Source organism: Myroides odoratimimus (genome assembly GCF_001485415.1).
GTDB lineage: Bacteria > Bacteroidota > Bacteroidia > Flavobacteriales > Flavobacteriaceae > Flavobacterium > Flavobacterium odoratimimum.
In genome coordinates, this window is record NZ_BCMQ01000008.1 from 1 (window position 1) to 20423 (window position 20423).

17 protein-coding genes are annotated in these 20423 nt (G+C 32.6%); 8 read left to right on the forward strand and 9 right to left on the reverse strand.

Annotated features, from left to right (window positions below):
- Positions 1–347 precede the first annotated feature (347 nt).
- The 6 genes from MODO_RS09480 to MODO_RS09505 all read left to right on the forward strand — a co-directional run bounded on the left by MODO_RS09480 (position 348) and on the right by MODO_RS09505 (position 9470).
- Positions 348–1796 carry a glycosyltransferase family 2 protein gene (locus MODO_RS09480; RefSeq protein ID WP_006259232.1) on the forward strand — a complete coding sequence of 483 codons (1449 nt, stop codon included), beginning with the start codon at positions 348–350 and terminating at the stop codon, positions 1794–1796.
- Positions 1797–1808: 12 nt separating this feature from the next.
- A complete protein-coding gene (locus MODO_RS09485) occupies positions 1809–4598 on the forward strand; it encodes a YaiO family outer membrane beta-barrel protein (RefSeq protein ID WP_006259231.1) in 2790 nt (929 codons plus the stop codon).
- Complete coding sequence (locus MODO_RS09490) at positions 4585–6738, forward strand: DUF4838 domain-containing protein (protein WP_006259230.1); 2154 nt, start codon at positions 4585–4587, stop codon at positions 6736–6738. Before MODO_RS09485 ends, MODO_RS09490 begins: the two co-directional genes overlap by 14 nt.
- Positions 6739–6744: 6 nt before the next feature.
- Complete coding sequence (locus MODO_RS09495) at positions 6745–7254, forward strand: DUF1573 domain-containing protein (protein WP_006259229.1); 510 nt, start codon at positions 6745–6747, stop codon at positions 7252–7254.
- A gap of 8 nt (positions 7255–7262) precedes the next feature.
- Positions 7263–8270, forward strand: coding sequence for a UDP-glucose 4-epimerase GalE (galE, locus tag MODO_RS09500; RefSeq protein WP_006259228.1), 1008 nt, complete (start codon positions 7263–7265; stop codon positions 8268–8270).
- Between the two features lie 447 nt (positions 8271–8717).
- Positions 8718–9470, forward strand: coding sequence for a helix-turn-helix domain-containing protein (locus MODO_RS09505; RefSeq protein WP_006259227.1), 753 nt, complete (start codon positions 8718–8720; stop codon positions 9468–9470).
- Positions 9471–10043: 573 nt separating this feature from the next.
- Here MODO_RS09505 and MODO_RS09510 read toward each other — a convergent pair.
- The 3 genes from MODO_RS09510 to MODO_RS09520 all read right to left on the reverse strand — a co-directional run bounded on the left by MODO_RS09510 (position 10044) and on the right by MODO_RS09520 (position 13054).
- A complete protein-coding gene (locus MODO_RS09510; RefSeq protein ID WP_006259226.1) occupies positions 10044–10691 on the reverse strand; it encodes a DUF6891 domain-containing protein in 648 nt (215 codons plus the stop codon).
- Positions 10692–10693: 2 nt separating this feature from the next.
- Positions 10694–11803 carry an enoyl-CoA hydratase/isomerase family protein gene (locus tag MODO_RS09515; RefSeq protein WP_006259225.1) on the reverse strand — a complete coding sequence of 370 codons (1110 nt, stop codon included), beginning with the start codon at positions 11801–11803 and terminating at the stop codon, positions 10694–10696.
- Positions 11804–12013: 210 nt separating this feature from the next.
- Positions 12014–13054, reverse strand: coding sequence for a DUF6266 family protein (locus tag MODO_RS09520; protein ID WP_006259224.1), 1041 nt, complete (start codon positions 13052–13054; stop codon positions 12014–12016).
- 792 nt (positions 13055–13846) lie between these two features.
- Here MODO_RS09520 and MODO_RS09525 point away from each other — a divergent pair.
- Positions 13847–14755 (forward strand): DUF6268 family outer membrane beta-barrel protein, encoded by a 909-nt coding sequence (locus tag MODO_RS09525; RefSeq protein WP_006259223.1) that lies wholly within the window; start codon positions 13847–13849, stop codon positions 14753–14755.
- A gap of 139 nt (positions 14756–14894) precedes the next feature.
- Here MODO_RS09525 and MODO_RS19685 read toward each other — a convergent pair whose 3' ends face one another.
- The 4 genes from MODO_RS19685 to MODO_RS09535 all read right to left on the reverse strand — a co-directional run bounded on the left by MODO_RS19685 (position 14895) and on the right by MODO_RS09535 (position 17103).
- Positions 14895–15023 (reverse strand): hypothetical protein, encoded by a 129-nt coding sequence (locus tag MODO_RS19685; protein WP_006259222.1) that lies wholly within the window; start codon positions 15021–15023, stop codon positions 14895–14897.
- Entirely contained in the window at positions 15001–15123 is a 123-nt protein-coding gene (locus tag MODO_RS19580) for a ribbon-helix-helix domain-containing protein (RefSeq protein ID WP_230486148.1), read from the reverse strand. Before MODO_RS19580 ends, MODO_RS19685 begins: the two co-directional genes overlap by 23 nt.
- 178 nt (positions 15124–15301) lie before the next feature.
- Positions 15302–16045: a LytR/AlgR family response regulator transcription factor gene (locus MODO_RS09530; protein ID WP_006259221.1), complete on the reverse strand. Its 744-nt coding sequence runs from the start codon at positions 16043–16045 to the stop codon at positions 15302–15304.
- Complete coding sequence (locus MODO_RS09535) at positions 16036–17103, reverse strand: sensor histidine kinase (protein ID WP_006259220.1); 1068 nt, start codon at positions 17101–17103, stop codon at positions 16036–16038. Before MODO_RS09535 ends, MODO_RS09530 begins: the two co-directional genes overlap by 10 nt.
- Before the next feature lie 817 nt (positions 17104–17920).
- On the opposite strand from MODO_RS09535, the gene MODO_RS09540 reads away from it, so the two are divergent.
- Positions 17921–18385 (forward strand): copper resistance protein NlpE, encoded by a 465-nt coding sequence (locus tag MODO_RS09540; protein WP_006259219.1) that lies wholly within the window; start codon positions 17921–17923, stop codon positions 18383–18385.
- A gap of 535 nt (positions 18386–18920) precedes the next feature.
- Here the strand turns inward: MODO_RS09540 and MODO_RS09550 are convergent.
- Both MODO_RS09550 and MODO_RS09555 read right to left on the reverse strand, forming a co-directional pair.
- Positions 18921–19361 (reverse strand): hypothetical protein, encoded by a 441-nt coding sequence (locus MODO_RS09550; protein WP_006259216.1) that lies wholly within the window; start codon positions 19359–19361, stop codon positions 18921–18923.
- A 288-nt stretch (positions 19362–19649) separates the two neighbouring features.
- Positions 19650–20228, reverse strand: coding sequence for a hypothetical protein (locus tag MODO_RS09555; protein WP_006259215.1), 579 nt, complete (start codon positions 20226–20228; stop codon positions 19650–19652).
- Positions 20229–20423: the final 195 nt, after the last annotated feature.

Genomic DNA, 20423 nt, shown 5'->3' on the forward strand with positions numbered 1-20423 from the left:
AAATAATCCTTTCCTTTATTTCTCTTAAAATCAACTGTTTAATAATTTTGTCGTGTACTAAGTTTCTACAATTTATCTTTTAGATAAGAGTAAAGTGACCTATAATAAAATTAAAGAACAAGCAATTACTGATTTTGAAAGACAGATTATTGGGTATGTTGAGTTGCGCTAGGAAGCAATATACTTGTTAATATACCTCTAACTGGTTAAGTACTTTTTTATTAATCGCCTTTGTGATTTTATTTGTACAATAGACTAGAAGAAGATGATTTGAATGACTGTCTTCTTTTTAGCTTTTAGAGAGTGCAGAATATTGGCTTAATCCCCACAACCTTACTAAAATTAATATGGAAGAATTATTCTATTTTTATCAATACCTAGTTTATTTTTACGCTTGTTTAATTACGTTAATTTACTTCTTTTTAGCAGTATTTGGATACTTTAAGATTATTAAAAATAAAGTAAAATATACGGCTAGAGAAGAACATACTTTAAGAACACATCCAGAGATAGCACCTGCTATTTCAGTAGTAGCACCTGCTTATAATGAAGAGGTAATTATTATTGCTAATGTTCAATCTCTTTTAAATCTAGATTACCCTAATTTTGAGGTAATCATTGTGAATGACGGAAGTAAAGATCAAACTTTAGAATTACTTGTTGACAATTTTGATCTACATGAAGTTCCTTACCCTTATATTCAGAAGGTTAGAAGTAAGCCTGTCAAACGTATTTTTAAATCTACTAACCCAGACTATAAGCGACTAACAGTAGTAGATAAAGAGAATGGAGGTACTAAAGCAGACGCTATGAATGCTGGTATTAATGTTGCTCAATATGATTATTTTATCAATACAGATGTCGATTGTATTTTAAGTAAGGACACCCTAACCAAAATCATATTACCTGTACTAGATTCTAAAGTTCCTGTTATAGCAGTAGGGGCTACCATGAGAATGGCTAATGGGTGTGAGGTAAAAGATGGTCAGATTGTTAAAGTAAAAGCACCTAATCGTTTAATCCCCTTATTTCAGGAGACAGAATATCTTCGTTCGTATTTATTGGCAAAAATGGGATGGTCTAGTTTTAACTTGATTCCTAATGTATCTGGTGGTTTTGGACTTTTTGATAGAAATATTGTAGTAGAAGCAGGGGGGTATGACTCTTCTTCTCATGCAGAAGATATGGATATGACTTTTAGAATGATCGCTTATATGTGTGACCAGAAGAAAGAATACCGTATCGAACAGATTGCTGATACATGCTGTTGGACAGAAGGCCCACCTAATCTTAAAGTACTCGGTAGACAGCGTACTAGATGGGGACGAGGATTGTTGCAGATTTTTATAGTACACAGAAGATTAATGCTTAATCCTAAATATGGAAGACTTGGGTTATTAGTTATGCCGTATGCCTTATTATTTGAATTTATGGCACCTATCGTAGAGCTGATAGGAATAGCGTTTCTAATCTTTCTATTTTTTACAGATCAGGTAAACCTAGAGACTTTCTGGCTAATGTTATTGTTTGTTTACATGGTAGGGGCGACGATGTCTCTAGTATCTATTTCTTTTGATGTTATTGTCAAGAAACAGTACGACTCCTATATAGATTACCTAAAACTTGTTTTCTTATCTGCTTTTGAAGCTATTTTTTATCATCCTTTCATTGTGTTTTTTAGCCTTAGAGGATACTGGCAGTTTATGACTAAAAAGAATTTTAAATGGGGAGAAATGACACGTCAAGGCTTTTCTCAAGAAACTAAAGCAGAACCAATAGAGACTACTCTATCTTAATTTGTAAACGAAATGAATAGAATAAAAAGACACCTGATACAGTTAAGCGTATTGTTAGTTTCTACTTATAATTATGCACAAGTACAGACAACTAAAGAAGGAAGTGAAGATTATGTATTACTTGCTAATCGTGAGTTTAACGAGAATAAATGGGAATCAGGTAAGAAGATTGTAGATAAAGGGATGCTAGAAGACCCTAAAGATGCAGATCTGCGCATGTTATTAGGAAAGTATTACCACCATATTAAACAATATGATAAAGCGAGGTATGAGTTAGTTAAGGCTATCGAATTAGATCCAGGACAAATAGATGCTAGACATATTTTAGTCAATGTAGAAACAGAGACGAAGCGCTATTCTAGTGCGATATGTTATGTCAATGAGATATTGGAAGTACAGCCATATTTAAAAAGTCTATGGAAGAGAAAAATACACTTATTTGAACTACAAGGCAATCATGTGGAAGCAGATCGACTGAGAAAGAGATTGTATCAGATATATCCGTCTGATCAAAATCTAAAGAATGAATATGCTTATAGTATAGAACTAGAGTTAGCAAAGAATCAAACATTAGGAGATTTTGATAAAGCGATTTCTTTAAATAAAGAATTGATTAAGAATGACCCAAAAAATGTAGAGTATCATTTAGTACTGATTAATGATTATATCAAAACAGCAGATTGGAATAATGCTCTTATTCAAATAGAGAGAGCACTTACTTTGTTTCCAAATAATACAACCCTACAGAATAAGAAGATAGGTGTATTATCAGATCAGAAGAGATATGACCTATTATTGCCATTTTTACAACAGTCTAAATTGACTCAGCAATATAATTATTACACTTTAGAAGCAGCTAGACACGCCAAGTTAACAGCTCCTTTTGACTTGTATAGTAATGTATTGAATAGTAACTCTCGTAATGAAGAAGCTTTTAATTATGTATTTAACCAACTTATTGCTCAGCAGCAATATGAGGAGGCATTGTATCAGCTAAATAAGTATAAAAAGGCATCAGGAGCTACTAAAGAGTTAGCACTAAAAGAACTACAAGTCTATACTCGTATGGGGAATACAGCAAAAGCAAAAGCTTTAGTCAAACAACTATATACTAGTTATCCTGGCGATATGGAAGTACAAGATTCTTATTATCAGATTACACTAGAAGAAGCTAAAGGTTTTATGCTAGAAGAGCAGTATGAATATGCTATTGATAGGTGGCATATTCTATTAAGGTCATCAGATAAGGAGATTACCTCATTAGGTTATATGGGACTGTATAGAGCTTATGTAGCGAAGGGAGACTATACTAGTGCACTACATACATTGAATCAATATGAACTAAACGCGAATGAGTCTATTCATCTAGGCTTTAAAAAAGCAGATTTATATTTTAAACTACATAAGTATAACGAAGCTTTAGCAGCCTATGAAGAAGAGCTTGTTGCTTTAGATTTAGATCAACGAAGAACTTATTTGCCAGGTTATCAGGAGTTGTGTACAGCTATTGTCAAAGACCAGAATGAACATTTTTTGTATAGCGAAAGCTTATATTACGTTAAACGTTGGCTAGCTCATGACCCTACTAATAAAACAGCACTTGTGTATGCAGTTAACTTATCTCATCAGTTAAAGAGAGAAGAAGAAATGGAAGCCTATTTACAAAGAGGAGTAGAGGTGTATCCAGAAGAAGTCTTCTTTCAGGTGAAGTTAGCAGAGTATCAAGGAAACGTAGCAACAGACTATGGTCCTATTTACAATGCTATATTATCGCAAGTAATACAACAACCTTATCATGAGCTAGCACTTACCACTTATGAAGAGATCAGTGAAAAGTATGCTTTACAGTTGATCAAAGAGAATCAGACTGATCAGGCTCTAAGCGTATTAGACGAAACCTTAGCATACTTACCTAATAGTAGAGTTATAAAATATACTAAAGGATTAGTATTAGAAAAGCAAAAGAAATATGCAGAGGCTTATGCTTATCAGCTTTTCTATGACCCATCACCTATAGAGTTAGAAGAGTATAAAAAGCACTTACAGTTCTTAGCTTATAAATCATTGAGAAATGAGATAGGTATAGAGTATTTGCGCAGTCACTTTGATGATAAGTCTAGTAAGAAGCACTCTATAGCTTCAGTTCATTACACTTATCATGCGCTAAAGAATAGTTATACTATCGGAACGAATTATACCGCTAGAGAAGCAGGTCGTGGTATTCAAGGTCATTTTGATTGGGCTAGAACCTGGAGTGATAAGTGGAGCAGTAATGCTAATATAGCTTTTGCAGATGCTTACTTCCCTAAGTTCTCTATTAATGGATCTGTGTTCAGAGACTTTAACTTTTTAGGCGGTGTAGAATTAGAACTAGGAGCAGGGTATCGAATATTCCAAAAGGATAAAGAGGTATCGAATACTAGTGATAATATGTTTAATATAGTTCTAGGAGCTACTAAGCAGACAGATCAATACAGTCTAAATGTGAAGCTAAACAATTTTTTTAGTAATCATAAGTGGATGTATAATCTATCTGTAAATGCAAGGTATTTCTTATCGTCTCCTAAGCATTTTATAGCGGCTAATGCAGGCGTGGGATCATCTCCTGATGTTGAGTTAATCGATTATCAGCTGTATGATACATTTGATGTGTTGAATACCAATGTAGGAGCAGGATACGGAACAGTATTGTTCAAGAATGTTACAGGTAGTATTATGGGAAGTTGGTATAACTACAAGGATAATCAGTTGAAGTATAAGAATTTTTACAATCTATATTTTGCAATAAATGTGGTTTTCTAATATAATTAAATACTCGTTGTTATCTGTCTTATGCTGTATCTATGGCTGTAAGGCGAATACTTCAGAAAAATTGAGCAGTGAATATTACGTTATTCATGCAGATGATGTGTTTGAGAGCAAGTTGTGGGCAGATTATTTATACAAGCATCTGATGAGACGTACTTCTACTCATCCCATTGTAGAAATGGCTACAGGGAATGAAGAACAAGATAGTGCCAAACATATTTATATAACAATGGATGAGACTCTAGAGCATGATTATTGCATTCAGCATGATCATCAAGGCTTGCGTATTAAGGCTAGAGATGGACAGACTATAAAATGGGTAATATATCAGCTAATAGAAGCGATATCAGAAGAGGATTCTCGTTTTCTAACAGCAGATTTGCCACCAGCTATATTAGATTTTGTCACAGGGTGTAGTACAAATGACTTTACTTATAGAGAACCTCATTACCTAGAGAATTTGTTATTAGATCAGTCTGGTGTATTGGGAAATAATAATGTGGAAGAAGATTGGGGTATTTGGGGGCATAACATTGCTAAAGCGATTCCTTCTGAGCCTAAATCTATAATCTATGCGAGAGTAAATGAACAAGTAAACAGAGATCAGTTCTGTTTCACTTCAGGGGATTTATATGCTTATCTATCAGAATACATTATTGATAACTATGGTTATGGGGTGGAGGGCTCAGAGCATTATCGTTTTGTGATTGCACCTAATGACAACGCCATTGTGTGTAGCTGTGCAGGATGTCTTGATTTGAATAAGTCTACTGCTCAGGCTTCAGAGTCTGTCGCTCATCTGATTAATAAATTAGCTAGACGATTTCCGAAGTATGAGTTCTATATGTTAGCTTATTTATCTACTAATACAGTGCCTAATATGGCTTTAGAGCCTAATGTAGGTGTGATGATAAGTACGATAGATATCCCTAAAGGAGTAGCTCTAAAAGAGAAGTACCTAGCTCAGAAGGATGTACAAGGTTTTATATCTGATATCAAGACATGGCGTACGAAGACCAATAGGGTTCTCTTATGGGATTATAGCTCTAATTTTGACGACTATCTAAGTCCAATACCAGTTCTTTACGGATTACAACACCAATTAAAGTTTTTTAAAAATCTTGGTGTACAAGGGATCTTTTTAAATGCTAGTGGATATGATTATTCCTCTTTTTCGGATGTGCAAACTTATGTAGCTACCACTTTGATGAAGGACATTCATGCAGATGTAGAAGAGTTAATTAGAAGCTACTTTAAGAAGGTATATCCTAAGAGTAGAGATTTGCTCAGCACTTATTATATCCGCCTAGAGAAGCGTTACAATCAAGCCAATAAACCATATAATATGTATGGTTCTCCAGAAGATAACTTTAATAACTACTTAGATCCACAAGAGTTTATTGCTTTCTATCAGTCTTTAGCCAAACAAGTTTTACTTACAAATGGAGAAGAGAGAAAGAAGTTAGATAAACTATATACTGCACTTACTTTTACTCGCTTACAATTAGCTTATTATCGTGCCTCTGATCATCTAGGAGCTATTGATGTAAAAGGAAATTCAATCACCTTTAAACAAGAACTCAAAAATGGTTTAGAGGTATTAAATCTAGCTAAAGAACGAGGAATACTGAAGTATAAAGAAGCAGAAGGTAATGTAGACAATTATCTAACTAGTTGGAGAGAAATCGTAGCTAAAGAAGGACAAGAAAGCTTTCTTCTCCTAAAACCTATAATAGTTAAAAACAGCACAGGCAAAGTGATAACCTCGAGTACGCTATTAAGTAATGGATTGCTAGGCTTTAGAACAGATTATCACTTAGGATGGTATATATCTCCAGAGAATAAGTGGTCTGTAGAGTTTAATACAGCTCATATAGAAGGTGTGAAGACACTTGGTTTGCGCTTTTTATGTAATAAAAAGCATCAGTTTGAGTCACCTGCTCTCATAGAGTTACGACTAGATGGTAAGTTAGTCAAGACTATTGATTCAGCTTCTTACCACCTGACAGATAGTATAGCAGAGTTCTCGACTTATATTGATTTTAATCAAAGTGAGAAAATGGAGATTGTCTTTACAAAGAAGGAAGGAAGTAGAGTGACTATAGCTCTTGATGAAATACAAATAACTAATTAAAATATAATGAGTAGAATAAAATATACACTCTTCATTCTATTGTTCTTTACACTATTAGTGGGATGTAAAGGAGGAGAAGGAGAGACAACCAGTTTAGAAATTGTTGATAACGACAGACATTATTATCCAGTTATTCAAGGAGAAGAGAAGACAATGGTATTTCCTTTAGTGAATAAAGGAGATAACCCATTTGTTCTAAAAGATATTATAGTGTCTTGTGGTTGCATAGTTGCCCATACAGCTTCGTTAAAACATATTCCAGCAGGAGGAGAAGGAAAACTTGTATTAAAGTTTGATACGACTAAAAACATAGGCTATGTAAAGCATTATGTCACACTATATGGAAACTTTGATACCGTAGAGAATATAGAAGTCACTTTTGACTTAAATGTAGTGCCAGATGCACATTATACTAAAGATTATGAAGAGTTGTATAGCTTACATAAGGGAAGTACAGCAGAAGACCTAGTAGATGGTACTATAGATCGTGATTATTATTTAGATGTAAAACAATAAAATAGAACATGAAAAAGATATTAGTGACTGGAGGACTAGGATATATAGGGTCTCATACGGTAGTGGAGTTATTAGAGAATAATTATGAGGTAGTGATAGTGGATGACTTATCTAATTCTGAAGAAGATGTCTTACAGAATATTAAGAAGCTTACAGGGGTAGAACCTGAGTATTATTGGATAGATTTAAAAGATAGTCATCAAGTAGCTCAGCTATTTGATAAGCACAGATTTGATGGTATTATTCATTTTGCAGCATATAAATCAGTAGGAGAGAGTCAGGTACTTCCTTTAGAGTATTATGGTAATAATATAGGTTCGCTACTGAACATTCTAAAAGAAATGAAGAGACAGAATCTCTCTAATTTTATTTTTAGTTCTTCTTGTACAGTATATGGACAGGCTGATATCATGCCTATCAGTGAAAGTACTCCTCTAAAGATGCCCGAATCGTGCTATGGAAAGACTAAGCAGATGGGAGAAGAGATTATACGTGATTATGTTGAGGCAGAACAAAAAAGAGCAACTTTGTTGAGGTATTTTAATCCTATAGGTGCGCATCCATCAGGATTACTTGGAGAAATGCCTAAAGGGATACCTAATAATTTAATCCCTTATGTAGTACAGACAGCAGCGGGTGTCAGAGAATGTTTGAATGTATTCGGAGATGATTACGAGACAGAAGATGGAACCGCTATTCGAGATTATATCTATGTGATAGACTTAGCTAAAGCTCATGTGGCAGCACTAAAGAAACTGTTGTCTAGTGAAGAGGATAAAGTACTAGACATATTTAACCTTGGGACAGGAAAGGGAACTTCTGTATTAGAGATAGTCAAGAGCTTTGAAAGAATTAATGATATAAAAGTACCGTTTAAGATCTGTGATAGAAGAGCAGGTGATATTGAAATAGCCTTTGCAGATGCATCTAAAGCAGAGTTAGAATTACAGTGGAAAGCAAATACGACTATTGAAGAATCGTTAAGAACAGCATGGAACTGGCAGCAGAATTTGTAGTGTAATAATTTGGCAGAGTATCGGTATTTATACGCAAAACAAATTGAATTTTTTTGGCAATGAATAGGCTTGTTTCACGTATTATAAGGAACTGTGATTTTGTTTTAGAGGTGAAAAAAGTTATTTTTGCAGGATTGTGTAAAAGAGAATAATATAAATATTTAACTGTTTTTAGAAAGAACTTTATGTTTTAGTTTCCATACAACTATAGATAAAAGTTTGAAAAAATATAAGTAAAGTAAATAGTAATTAAGCATAAAGAATACGAAGTGTTTTAATATCAAGTAGATTAAATTCCCCCCATAAGTTTAATCGTATCTGATTTCTCCCCCTTTTAAGAATAGGTGATATGTCACCTATAGCATTTGGTATGCTTATATATGAATACTTCTGTATTTGTTAGAATGTTTTGTTTTAATAAACAGTATTTAAATTAAGAGTAAAAAAATGAATGTCATATTAGCTTTATTTTTAGCTATGTTTTGTGGGGGAAATGTAGCTTTAGCAGTAAATAAAGAACAAGTCGTAAGTGAATTAAATAATAACATTTACAGTGCTAAAGTTAGAGTCTTAGGGCAGATAGAGGATTTAGATGTTTTATTAGAAAATAATGATGAGGTATATACTAGATCAGAAGAGAGATCAGAGAACAAACTGTATAATATCTTTTACCTATTTAATGCCATAGCTCTTTTTTTAGTGGCATCTGCAGGTGTTTTTTATTTAAGGTATGTTCGGGGATTAAGAAGAACAGTAAAGCAATTTATGGAGTCTGCTGAGGACCTAGAAGAACAAGGTAATGAAGAAGATAGTACAGAAGAAAAACGGTATATCACAGAAGAGAAAGAACAGGATATCTTACATAAGATAACCCACTTCGAGAAAGAACAGGGATATTTAGATAAAGACATCTCTCTTAATGTACTCGCAGGGAGTATAGGCGTTAATCATCGATATTTATCTTATGTGATTAATAAGAATAAAGAATGTGACTTCGCTACTTATGTCAATGAACTGAGAATAGGATATATCGTCTCTTGCTTAAAACAAGATCCTAAATTTTTAAAGTATAAGATCAGTTATTTAGCAGAACAATGTGGTTTTGCTTCTCACAGCAGATTCACTGTCACTTTCAAAAAAGTGACTGGAGATTCTCCTTCTGTTTTTATTAGTAAACTAAAAACTAAGGATACAGCTTAAGGAAAATAAAAAACTCTCTATAAGGGAGTTATAGAGAGTGAAAAAATTGAACTGTAACTCTTATTTAGATTTGAATGAAAGAGACGTTGTATAATTGTGCGCTATCATACAGTTCTGTCATACTATGATCTGTTGGATTAAGTACAGGTAATTGTTATAAGGTTACCTGTCGGTCTAAATAAACAGTTTTTTTGTGATTATATGGGTGCTTTGCTTCTATCACAAAGGTAATTTTAAAGATAATTTATTGATATACTTTTTTCTCTTAGTGAGAATATTGATTCATATTTTGTCATCAATTATTTATGAGATAGCATAGTCAAACCTATTCTGAATATACCTATATTACTAGTGTAATAATTATTCTATTTGTTTATTGTTTTATTTCTTATAACAAATTTAAGTGGTTTAATAGGTTGAAAACATGATAAATAACATGTTTTTTTAAAAACATTCTCATTATTTACTTATATTCATACTGTGTACTACTATAGCTAATGGAGTAAGAATTGACTATTACGGATAAGATGTAAAAAAGATGAGTAGTACGTATCGTACTACTCATTTTTAAAGTTATATCGTTTTAAGAAGTTTCTCAGCTACTGAATCGTAATCTAGTAATAGGGCATTTTCTGGTTTATAAGCTTGTTGCCACGCAAAGTTTAAGATAGTGATCTTTTGTGTAGCAGTACCATCCCATTCTGTTTTAAACCCATTTTCTTGTAAGGTTTGAACAATTTTTTTACCTACTGAGATAGAGTCTTCCTCTTTTTCAGAGTGCATATCTTGGAAAGCAAGAGTTAAATAAGGATCTTTTTCTCTAAAGGCACGTTGAAGGTCTTGTTCGTTATAAAAACAGATTCCTTTAGACTTCTTTCCTTTTGCCTGTAGTTGTTCTTCTATTTGATCTACTTCATAGTATCCATCATCTATAGTATATCCTGCATAATGAAGTGCGATGATATGTTGATCCACTAGTTGGTCAAAAGCTTTTACTAACTTTTGTGTTGTAGTTGGTACATGCCAATTTTTACTTGCCTTAAGCAGTGCTCTTTCCTCTTTTAGAATAGTTTCTTTTATCCACTTTTCGTTGATTTTACCTTCTAAATCATTCTCATTGATTTCTTCAGTAATAAACTCCTCTACATCTTCACTGTCCCAAAAACCAGATTTAATGAGATAACTAATAGACTCAGCAATGAATTTTTGTTCTTCCGTCATGATTATGCTTGTTTTATATTTTTAAAAGGATGCTCTTCTGTAGACCACAGAGGAGTGAAGTGGCTTTCTATCCATTCGTTACTCACTTGCTCTAATGTACTAGGTGTCCATTTAGGGGATTGGTCTTTATCTATTAATAGGGCTCTTACTCCCTCAGAGAAATCTGGATGTATTGTAAACTGACACGTTAGATTAAGCTCTGATCTAAAGACTTCTTCTAAGCTGTAGTGTTTACTCTCTGTAAGCTGTCTAAAGATAACGTGGACAGAGGTAGGAGAACCTTTAGTAAAGAATGAATACCCTGCTGCCACCCATGCATCAGATTTGGCTACAGGCTCTACGATAGCGATAAATTCTGCTACAGAGCGTATTGACTCTAATGTTGCAATAAGAGACTTGTGTAACATCGCCTGAGATACAGGTAAGTCTGTACTAGGAGTACTGCGCTGTGCTAATAGGGTATTAAGCTTATCTGATAGCTGATCACTACTACTGATCTGTACTAATTCGTCTAGTATACTATCTTTCACAGTAGAAGGTATAAAGTAGTCTGCAATACCTAGAAATAAGGCATCAGCTCCATCAAAGCGAGTTCCCGTTAACCCTAAGTATAATCCATAAGCAGAAGGCATCTTATTTAAAAAATAAGAAGCTCCAACATCTGGATATAATCCAATACTAATCTCAGGCATAGCTAGTAGACTGCGCTCTGTGATAATGCGGTGTGAGGCTCCTGCTAATAATCCTAAGCCTCCGCCCATCACTATACCATCTCCCCAGACAACTATAGGCTTAGGATAAGTATGGATTAAGTAATCTACACTGTACTCTGTAATAAAGTATTCTTCACAGATAGGAGGTACCTGAGTAGGGTCTATAGTTTTATAGTCTTCTATTGCTTTTCTTACTTGGCGGATATCCCCACCAGCACAGAATGCTTTCTCACCAGCACCTTGTAGAAAAATACATTTTATATTGCTATCATCTCTCCATTGTTCTAAAATCCTTTTTAATTCGCTCACGATTTCAAGCGATAGTGCATTAAGTGATTTTTCTGAATTAATGGTGATAATTCCTAAGTTCTCTTTTATTTCTGTTAGTACTATACTCATAGTTGACCTGTTTTGATTGTTTAAAGTTATGAATAATAATCAAACGGTATTGATATCACAAAGATAGTCATAGTACACAGAATAAAGTAGAGTCTGTATAAGGTAGGACTGTAAATTATAATAGTATACCAGTAGATTATAAACAGGTATAATGTACATAAAATTTAATTATTTACAGACTTAGATAAAGCAGATAACTTATTTATTGGCTCATTCTCGTTGTTCGTCATCAGGAAGTAATAGCTTTAGAATAGAGTAAGCTTCATTCATTGTATCTGGAATGAGTGACTTATCGGGTTCACTTATTCTTCTGATCAGTTCCTTACTGACTCTCCTTATATAGCCAGAAGGATAAGCTAGATTATTGTCTACTTCTGTTTGTTCATCGACGGGTTGTTGTTCCCTAAGAGGTATATCCTTGTTTTTAGGATGAATAGGCATAGCTGGTTCTATCTCTTGTTTTGCTTGTGATATAGACTTTTTTTGTACAGTAGAAGATGAGGTGATTGGTTTATCTTCTTTTGTGCTAGGAGTGTCTGTATGAACAGATCTTGGTTGTTGTGCTATAGGTTGGTTATTCTCCACTGTTGTATCCTTTTGTTCAGCAAGTTCTAAAACTCCGTGAAAACAACTAGTACTGTTGATACTATTGTCTGCTGATTTCCACATGCTCCATAGGTATATCCTACCTTTATCCCAATGGGCAGGTAGGCAGAAGTGCGCATACCTGTCTGCTCGTGTACCTATATTTGGGATATCAATGAATGCATCTAGCTCTTCATTATACGCCATCATCGTAAGGGTATCATTATCGAGTGTTAGAGCATTGATTAGCGCATTATCCCATTGTACCTTAATCTTACCAGTTTTGAGGCGATTGATCTTTTTTATTACGGCAGGAGCTAGCGTTCCTATAGAGAGTAATACCTGTTCTATATTGATATATTGTACACCATTGTAGAGCTCTATTCCTTTTTTCATTAATCTGGAAATCATCTGTTCTTTACCTGTCATCCATTTGCCTTCTATAAAGATAGCAGGGCAGTACATATTGACAAAATCCTTAAATTTAGCAGTAAACGTAGAGACTAAGCTCATCTTATCCCATTGTCTCAACTGTGCTTCTGTTGCTTTTTTACGAGATTTATGAGGCTTAGCACGGATGATATTTCTACCTCTCCATCTAACGCCTACTATAGTCCCTACTTTTCCTATTACTTCACTTAATATTCCTTGTTTAATCTCTGCCATAACAACGTTGTTTTTAGGATGATTTATTTCTTTATACAAGATATAAAATACAGTAATACAAATGTTTATGTGTTGTTCGAAAATAAATAGCTCTTGGAGGTAGTAGCTGTATACGACCATGGCTATATGAGAATATATTTATGTATGTGTAAAGAGTAGAAAACGGCATATTTGGTTAAATAACGCTGTTTAAATAATCATTTTTTACCAACATTATTATGACATCTAAGTATAGTAAAAAGAGAATAGAAGGAGTATTCTTGGGCAAAAGAGGCTTTTAGCCAGTTATAGTCCTAGTATCCTCCTAGAATTGTCCAAGGAATACCGTGTATAGGCTATATATACTGAGGTCGTAAGGTGTTGGTTATGTTACGTTATATTGAGTGGTTTGAATTTAATGTATTGCTTATCAGTGTATTGTAATTTAATGTAACTAAAAAAAATAATAAGATTTTATGGCTTAACTCTTTAGGAGACTCTTTATTAACATGTAAATAGACATAAAAGAGCTCTATAATAGCTTAAAAAGTAATTTATTATTAGTTTTTAGAGGTCTTATCATAAGAAAACACGATTTTTTTGTACTTGATAATGTGTATTTGTCTAAGACAAAGTTCAGAGTGCTTAGATATAAAGAGGGGAAGGTATAGAAATGATATTGGTCTAAAAAGCACTGACATAGGATTACAGAAGTAGTCGCATGCATTATGTATATCACCTGTAACGAGTCAGTCGTCAAATAGTTTTTACCATGTAATAGAGGTATTGTTTTTTTGTGCCAAAATAGAATAGATGAGAATAGTAACACATTTGTTGACTTTAGGTTTGGTATTTATGAGTATTTATACTGTACAAGCTCAAAGTAAGATACAAGGGGAATTTAAGGTAGATTATGTCCCTATGTCTAATTATATTAGGCCGATAGATAGTCTAAAGACGGATTCAAAAAGTGATTTTAAAAAGGTAGAACTTGCTTTAGAAATCCCTCTTTCTATGAAAATGGACCATCGAGATAAGCCAAGGATATGGTCTGTGATGGCTTATGGAGGGTATGCTAGGATGAATCATAAAGATTATGAAGAACAGCTGTTCCCGTCAGAATTATTAAATGCTTCTGTAGGTGTAAAGCACTTTCGATCGATAAGTGATTCGTGGTCATTATTGTTGATGGGGTCTGTGGGGGTGTATACAGATATGGAGAATATAAATAAAGAGGCTATCCTTGGGCAGGGAGCAGTATTTTTTATCAAGCATTTTAGACCTAATTTTTCACTAGGAGGTGGGCCTGTATTGACGAATAGCTTTGGGGTACCTATGGTGTTACCAGGTATTTATCTGAATTGGGAGACGAGTGGTGATTTCTTTGTTAAGGTGACTTTCCCTAAAGGCGCTGAGCTGGGATACAAGTTTACAGATCACTTTTCATTAAGTGCAGCTGTTGACCTTCAAGGAATGACCGCTATCGTCAAACAGGATAATGAAACCAAGATTTTAGGATTTCAGCAGATCGTAGCTGGTCTGCGTCCTGTGATTAAGTTTTCTGATAATATGACTTTATCGTTTACGGCAGGTAGTACTTTAGTAAGGTCATTCTCTTATAATGAGAGAAAAATCAAGAGTATCTTTAAGGAGAAAAAAGTAGCTGATCCTAAATTCTCTACTACATTCTATGGTGGAATGTCTCTGAAGTGGAGCTTATAGATGAGTAACAAAAAACGTTTTAAAAGAAGGGTATCGTTGACCTTCTTTTAAAACGTTTTTTGTTTAAAGGGATATGGAAAGAAAGAGTTTAGTGAAATGTTTTCCAAGTTAATTTCAGTTTGTTTACTGATTTTGTACTTCATTCTTTGGTTGCATATTTTTGATGTAAGTCTTCCTTGAAAGTATCACGGTTAAAATCTGAAGAGAACCCTGATTTCTCTCCTTTTTTGATTTCTTCTATTAATTTAGTTTTTTTTAGCTTCTTCATACTCAAACATTCTTAGAGCGGTTCTTATAACTTCACCTGCAGAAGAATATTTTCCACTTTTAATTTGTAAATTAATAAAATTGTCGAAATAATCGTTCAATAAAATCGAAGTATTTTTTGCTATAACTTATTGATTTAATTATCAGTATAAAAAATACCATAATTTGGTATTTCGCCAAATTTATTTAAGTGATATCTGTCAAATGTGGATTTTTTCTTAGCATAGTGTAGGTTACAGAAGGATGTATGTCAAGGAATATTTGATGTTCTTTTTTGAGTTATTTACTTAGTAGGTTTTTATATACTACTTCATTAAGTAAGGCTTCTTTTCTCATTCTAGAGATAGGTAGTTCTGTTTCTTTAATAAATACTCGACCACCAGATATGGATTCGATATGATTGATATTGATCAAGAAGGATTTGTGAATTCTGTAGAAGTGTTCTTTAGGTAATAATTCTTCTATGGCAATCATGGTCTGATGAATGATTAAACAACGGTGGTTTAGATGAAGTTTTAGGTAGTTCTGCATTGCTTCAATGTACATAATATCTTTCCAATCTATTTTTACGAAACTATCTTCATGCTTGACATATACTGTAGAGTCAATACTATTAGTCATTTCATTCTGATCTGCATTTCTTAAGTCGAATAATTCTTTTGCTTTTAAGGTTGCTTGATAGAATCGTTTAAACGAGATAGGCTTAAGTAGATAATCAACTACTTGTAGTCTAAAACCGTCTAAAGCATGTTCTGAATAAGCCGTTGTAAAAATAACAAGAGGAGGCTGTTTTATAGATTCTAGGAACTCAATACCAGTGAGGTAAGGCATATTAATGTCTAAAAAGAGTAAATCATAAGAGGTATCTTGTATTAGCTCTAGTGCTTCAATAGCAGATGCGCATGAGTCTTCTACTGTTAAGAAATCAATCTTAGCGATATAGTCAATAATTGCTTTTCTAGCTAAGGGTTCGTCATCAACTACTAAGCATTTTAACGGGGAATTCTTTTTATCTATGGACATACTTCTTCTTTTAGTTGAATGGTTAGTTCTACAATATGTTTGTCATCTGTATGCTCTATCTGTAGGGTATGCATATCAGGGTATTGCATAAGTAAGCGTTCTTTTATGTTGTTTTCTCCAATACCTCCTTCTTTTTTAGGCAGTTTATACTTTATACTATTAGAGTTTTCGATATATAAATGTAGTGTATTATTTGATTCAGTACAGTTGATTATTATATATCCTTTTGTGTGAGGTAATCTCGAAACATGTTTAAATGCGTTCTCGATAAGAGGTACTAATAGCAAGGGAGCAATTACTAACTTTTGATTGGTCATATTCCATTTGCAGTTCACATCTAGTTCATCTCCCCATCTAATTTGTTCTATAGCGACTAGATCTTTTAGATATTGAATTTCTCTGTATAATAGAACCATCTTATGATTGCATTCATATAACTGATATCTTAAGATATCTGAGAACTTAAGTAGGACTGTAGAGGCAAGTTCTACATCGTTTTGCATTAAGGTATAGATATGATTCAATACATTGAACATCAAGTGAGGATTGATTTGATCTTGTAACAGTTTGATCTGTGCTTCTAAGTGTTCTTGTTTCAACTTCGTATTTATTTTCTCTATACGATGGTGTTCTTCATAGAAGCGTATTCCGCAGGTAGTTGTAATAATGGCCATAGCGGATGGAATGGTTTTATATAACTGGTTAAAGAATAAATCTCTTGGGTTGAGAAGTGCATCTTGTACAAATAAATTACTACTACTCAAAAAATAAGGAAATAGTGTAAAGCAAGTAGCTAATAATATAGATAACAAAATAATAAAGAATAAAGCGAATAGTAAAAAGCTCTTTATAGAACCTTTTTTGAGGGCTTTAGGTAGTAAAAAATCACTTACAAAATGGGAAATACTTATTGTGAATGTCATAACAATCAAAGTAGGTAGTAACCAAATATTGTGATCGTGTGGCGATAGTATCTGTGGGTAAACTGAGAAAGTAAGGGTAGTCCAAAAAACGACAAAGAATAGTCGTTTCGGCTTAGAAAGAAATTTATTTATCATAGTTAAATTACAATCAATTTTAGAAGGTCTATTATTAATACTATGCGAAATACAGTTTTATTATGTGATTATACTCATTTATTTGACTAAGGGTGGATAAGCTTTGATGAATGAAAAAACTCCCTCGTTTTTTAAACAATTATTATTCCAATTTTTGTAAATAAAAAAATCCGAGTATTAGTGTACTCGGATTAAAAAGCGCTAGTAAGAAAATTAAAATACTCTTTATCGTTATTAAAATTATTTACCGTTAGTTGTTATAAATAACTTATTTGAATTACTGTTTGTATAATGTATGCAACAACAAATAACTATTATAATCAATTCAAATATAAGCTTTTTTATAATAGGGTGATAAAAGAATCTTAAAGTAGTTAGGGCTAATAGCTTGTTTTTGAATAATAAAGTGATTATATAAATGTTAAATAAGTTTTAAAAAGATATTAAAAATAAGAAAAGTGACATCTAATGACATCTCGTTTTGATACAAGAAAATGAAAAATATAATAATATCAGGTATAATGTAGAAGTTCTCTTTTATGGAGGGGGTGGCTGTGATTGTGTAAATAGTGAAAGCTTATTTAGTTACTACTGACTATATAGAAAAGAAGGTAAGGGGAGTTTATAGATTTAGCTTATTGACATTTATAGTCCAAGCTGTTTAGAATGTTAAAAATAATAAGGTTTGAGAGGCAAATATTTGTATTGTATATTAATTACCTATCATATCTTTCTTTTTTATATAAAAAAAGAATTGGTTCTTGTTCGTTCTATTATTTGTTGTAATTTTATTCTCTCAAATAATAAAAACAAAGTTATGAAAGGAAAAAAAATGTTAGCATTAGCTGTATTACTTACAGGTATTGCATTTGTTGGTTGTAAAGATACTAAAGCAACAGAAACAACAGAGACAGAGCAAACAGCTACAACAACTGAAACAGAAACTGCTGTTAAGGATGAGCACACTTCAGAAAACTCATTAGACTGGGCAGGTACTTACGAAGGAACTTTACCAGGTGCTAATAGTGATATTAAAACTACTGTAGTTTTAAATCAAGATAAAACTTACGCTAAGACTACAATCTATGTAGACAAAGCAGAAGAGAAGTTTGAAGAAAAAGGTACTTTTACTTGGAACGCTGAAGGAACAATCGTTACTTTAGTTGCTGAGGGTGAATCTACACAATATAAAGTGCAAGAAGGAAGCCTTTTAATGTTAGACCAAGAAGGTAAAGAAGTTACTGGACCTCTAGCTGATAAATATGTTTTAGCTAAAAAATAGTAACATAAGATAAAAAAGAAAAACCTTTCGTAAGAAAGGTTTTTTTATACCATTATTTTAAATACTTAGTAGATTGCTTAGCAATCTATCTTCTTAATATCTTCTTATTCTTTTATTCTTCTAGACCTGATATACATGGTTATACCAATAAGGAAAGTTAGAACACTAAAGAATATTTCTTTATCGTATTCATGTACTTTAAAAGCTTCTAATTGTTGTAAGGTTTCTATATGTATGTTATACATATAAAGTTGGTGGCCTAAAATGAGTAAGGAAGCAATAATGATAAAGCTACTAGTGATTTTTAGTTTCTGTTTCATAGTACTTTTCTTTTTTTATTACATGATCTAATATATTAAAAATATGTGAGTATTTTAGTTTTGTCATATTAAAAAGACTAAAATAGTTCATATTGTGTATTCTTAGGTAGTTGCTTTTAATAAATACCTCTTCAATACATATATTTAAAAACAAGAATTAGGCCAAAAAAAAGACTCATATTTTGAATACAAGTCTTTTATATAATTATATGTTGTTACTTAATTACAATTAATTCAACTGAAGTTAAGTGTTTATGATTAATTACAGTTAAGTCAATTTCATTTTGAGTTAATTTGTTTATTTTGAAATTGATATTCTCATTTACAACTGATGATTTTAGAGCTAATGAACTGCCATTTAGTGTATAAGTGCCTTTGTCGCTCTTCTCACTATATCTATCAAATAAGGTGTATTCACCATTTTTTAAAGTAATTTCTACAGAGGATACTTGATATGCTGTTTTCACAGCTTTATTAATATCTGCTGTAAAAGTATAGTACGTAGTCAACCACTTTCTCTCTATATTACTATGAGTAGCTGTTAGAGTTTGTGGTTCATTTAGTGTGTTATTATCATCAGAAGATGAACAGCCTTGAAGTATTGTAATCGTCAATATCGATAATAAGGCAACGGAAAAAGCGATAAATTTCTTCATAGTTTGTTAGATTTAGCTGAGTAAAGTGTGGTGGTCTAAACTCGTAATTTTAATTAAAAATATGGTAAAATATTAATAAAAACAAATTATTTTCGGATAAATTTTAGTAAAAATATCACACTAAGGTTAAATGAAGGGATAGTGGATGTATAATCACTTATCGCTTAATATATTATAATGTCAAAAGCTGACGTATAAAGGTATAAAAAAAGGCTTTTAGTTTTACTAAAAACCTTTTAAAATATGATGTTTTGTGTGTTTATTTTGATTTTAAATCGCAAAATACATTTATTCTATGCATGGAATGTTATCAATGAAGAATTGTGTTGGTTTTGTTTGAAGATCTACAATAGTTGATTTTAACTCATTCCTAATAATAAAAAGCTCTGAAGTACCTGGAAAGCGTATTTGAACCATTGATATAGGGGAAGCTTTTAATAGTGCTAAGTGCTCTTTCTTTATATAGAAATCAGCATCTAGTATTCTGATATTATTCTTCTTTTCTTGATCATAGGTATAAGTTCCGCAAACATCATCTCCTAGGTAATGTGCTGTAATGGTTGTTCCATTAACTAACTTTATTGAAACCATACTTTTTTTAGCTACACAAGTGATAGGAATAAAGTCAGGACTTTTTTGTAGATATTGCAAGTTTAGAAAGGGGTGTCCATTGTTATTTACTAAAGAAAAGAACAATGAGCTAGTGGTGGATACTCTGTCAAATTCATAAACAAGTACATTGTTTGTTTTTCTGTAATTAATTGTATCGTTAACTTCTTCATAGTCAATAGAACAATTTCTCTCTTGTGCATGTATCGAAGTGGTGATGCCAAGAGTAAAGATCAGTAAGAGTGCTAGTTTTTTCATTTGTTATTAGTTTGGTGACAAATTATCATTATTTTTTTAATAAGGCAATAGTATTATTGTAAATAGTGTGATAAACGTATGTGTTGTTTAAACCCAAATTACGCATTAGCCAAATACTACAAAGCAATTCTACTTCATAGTTCTTTCATTAGCTCTCAAACCATACTATAGTATGCTTTAATCACTAATTCAGAC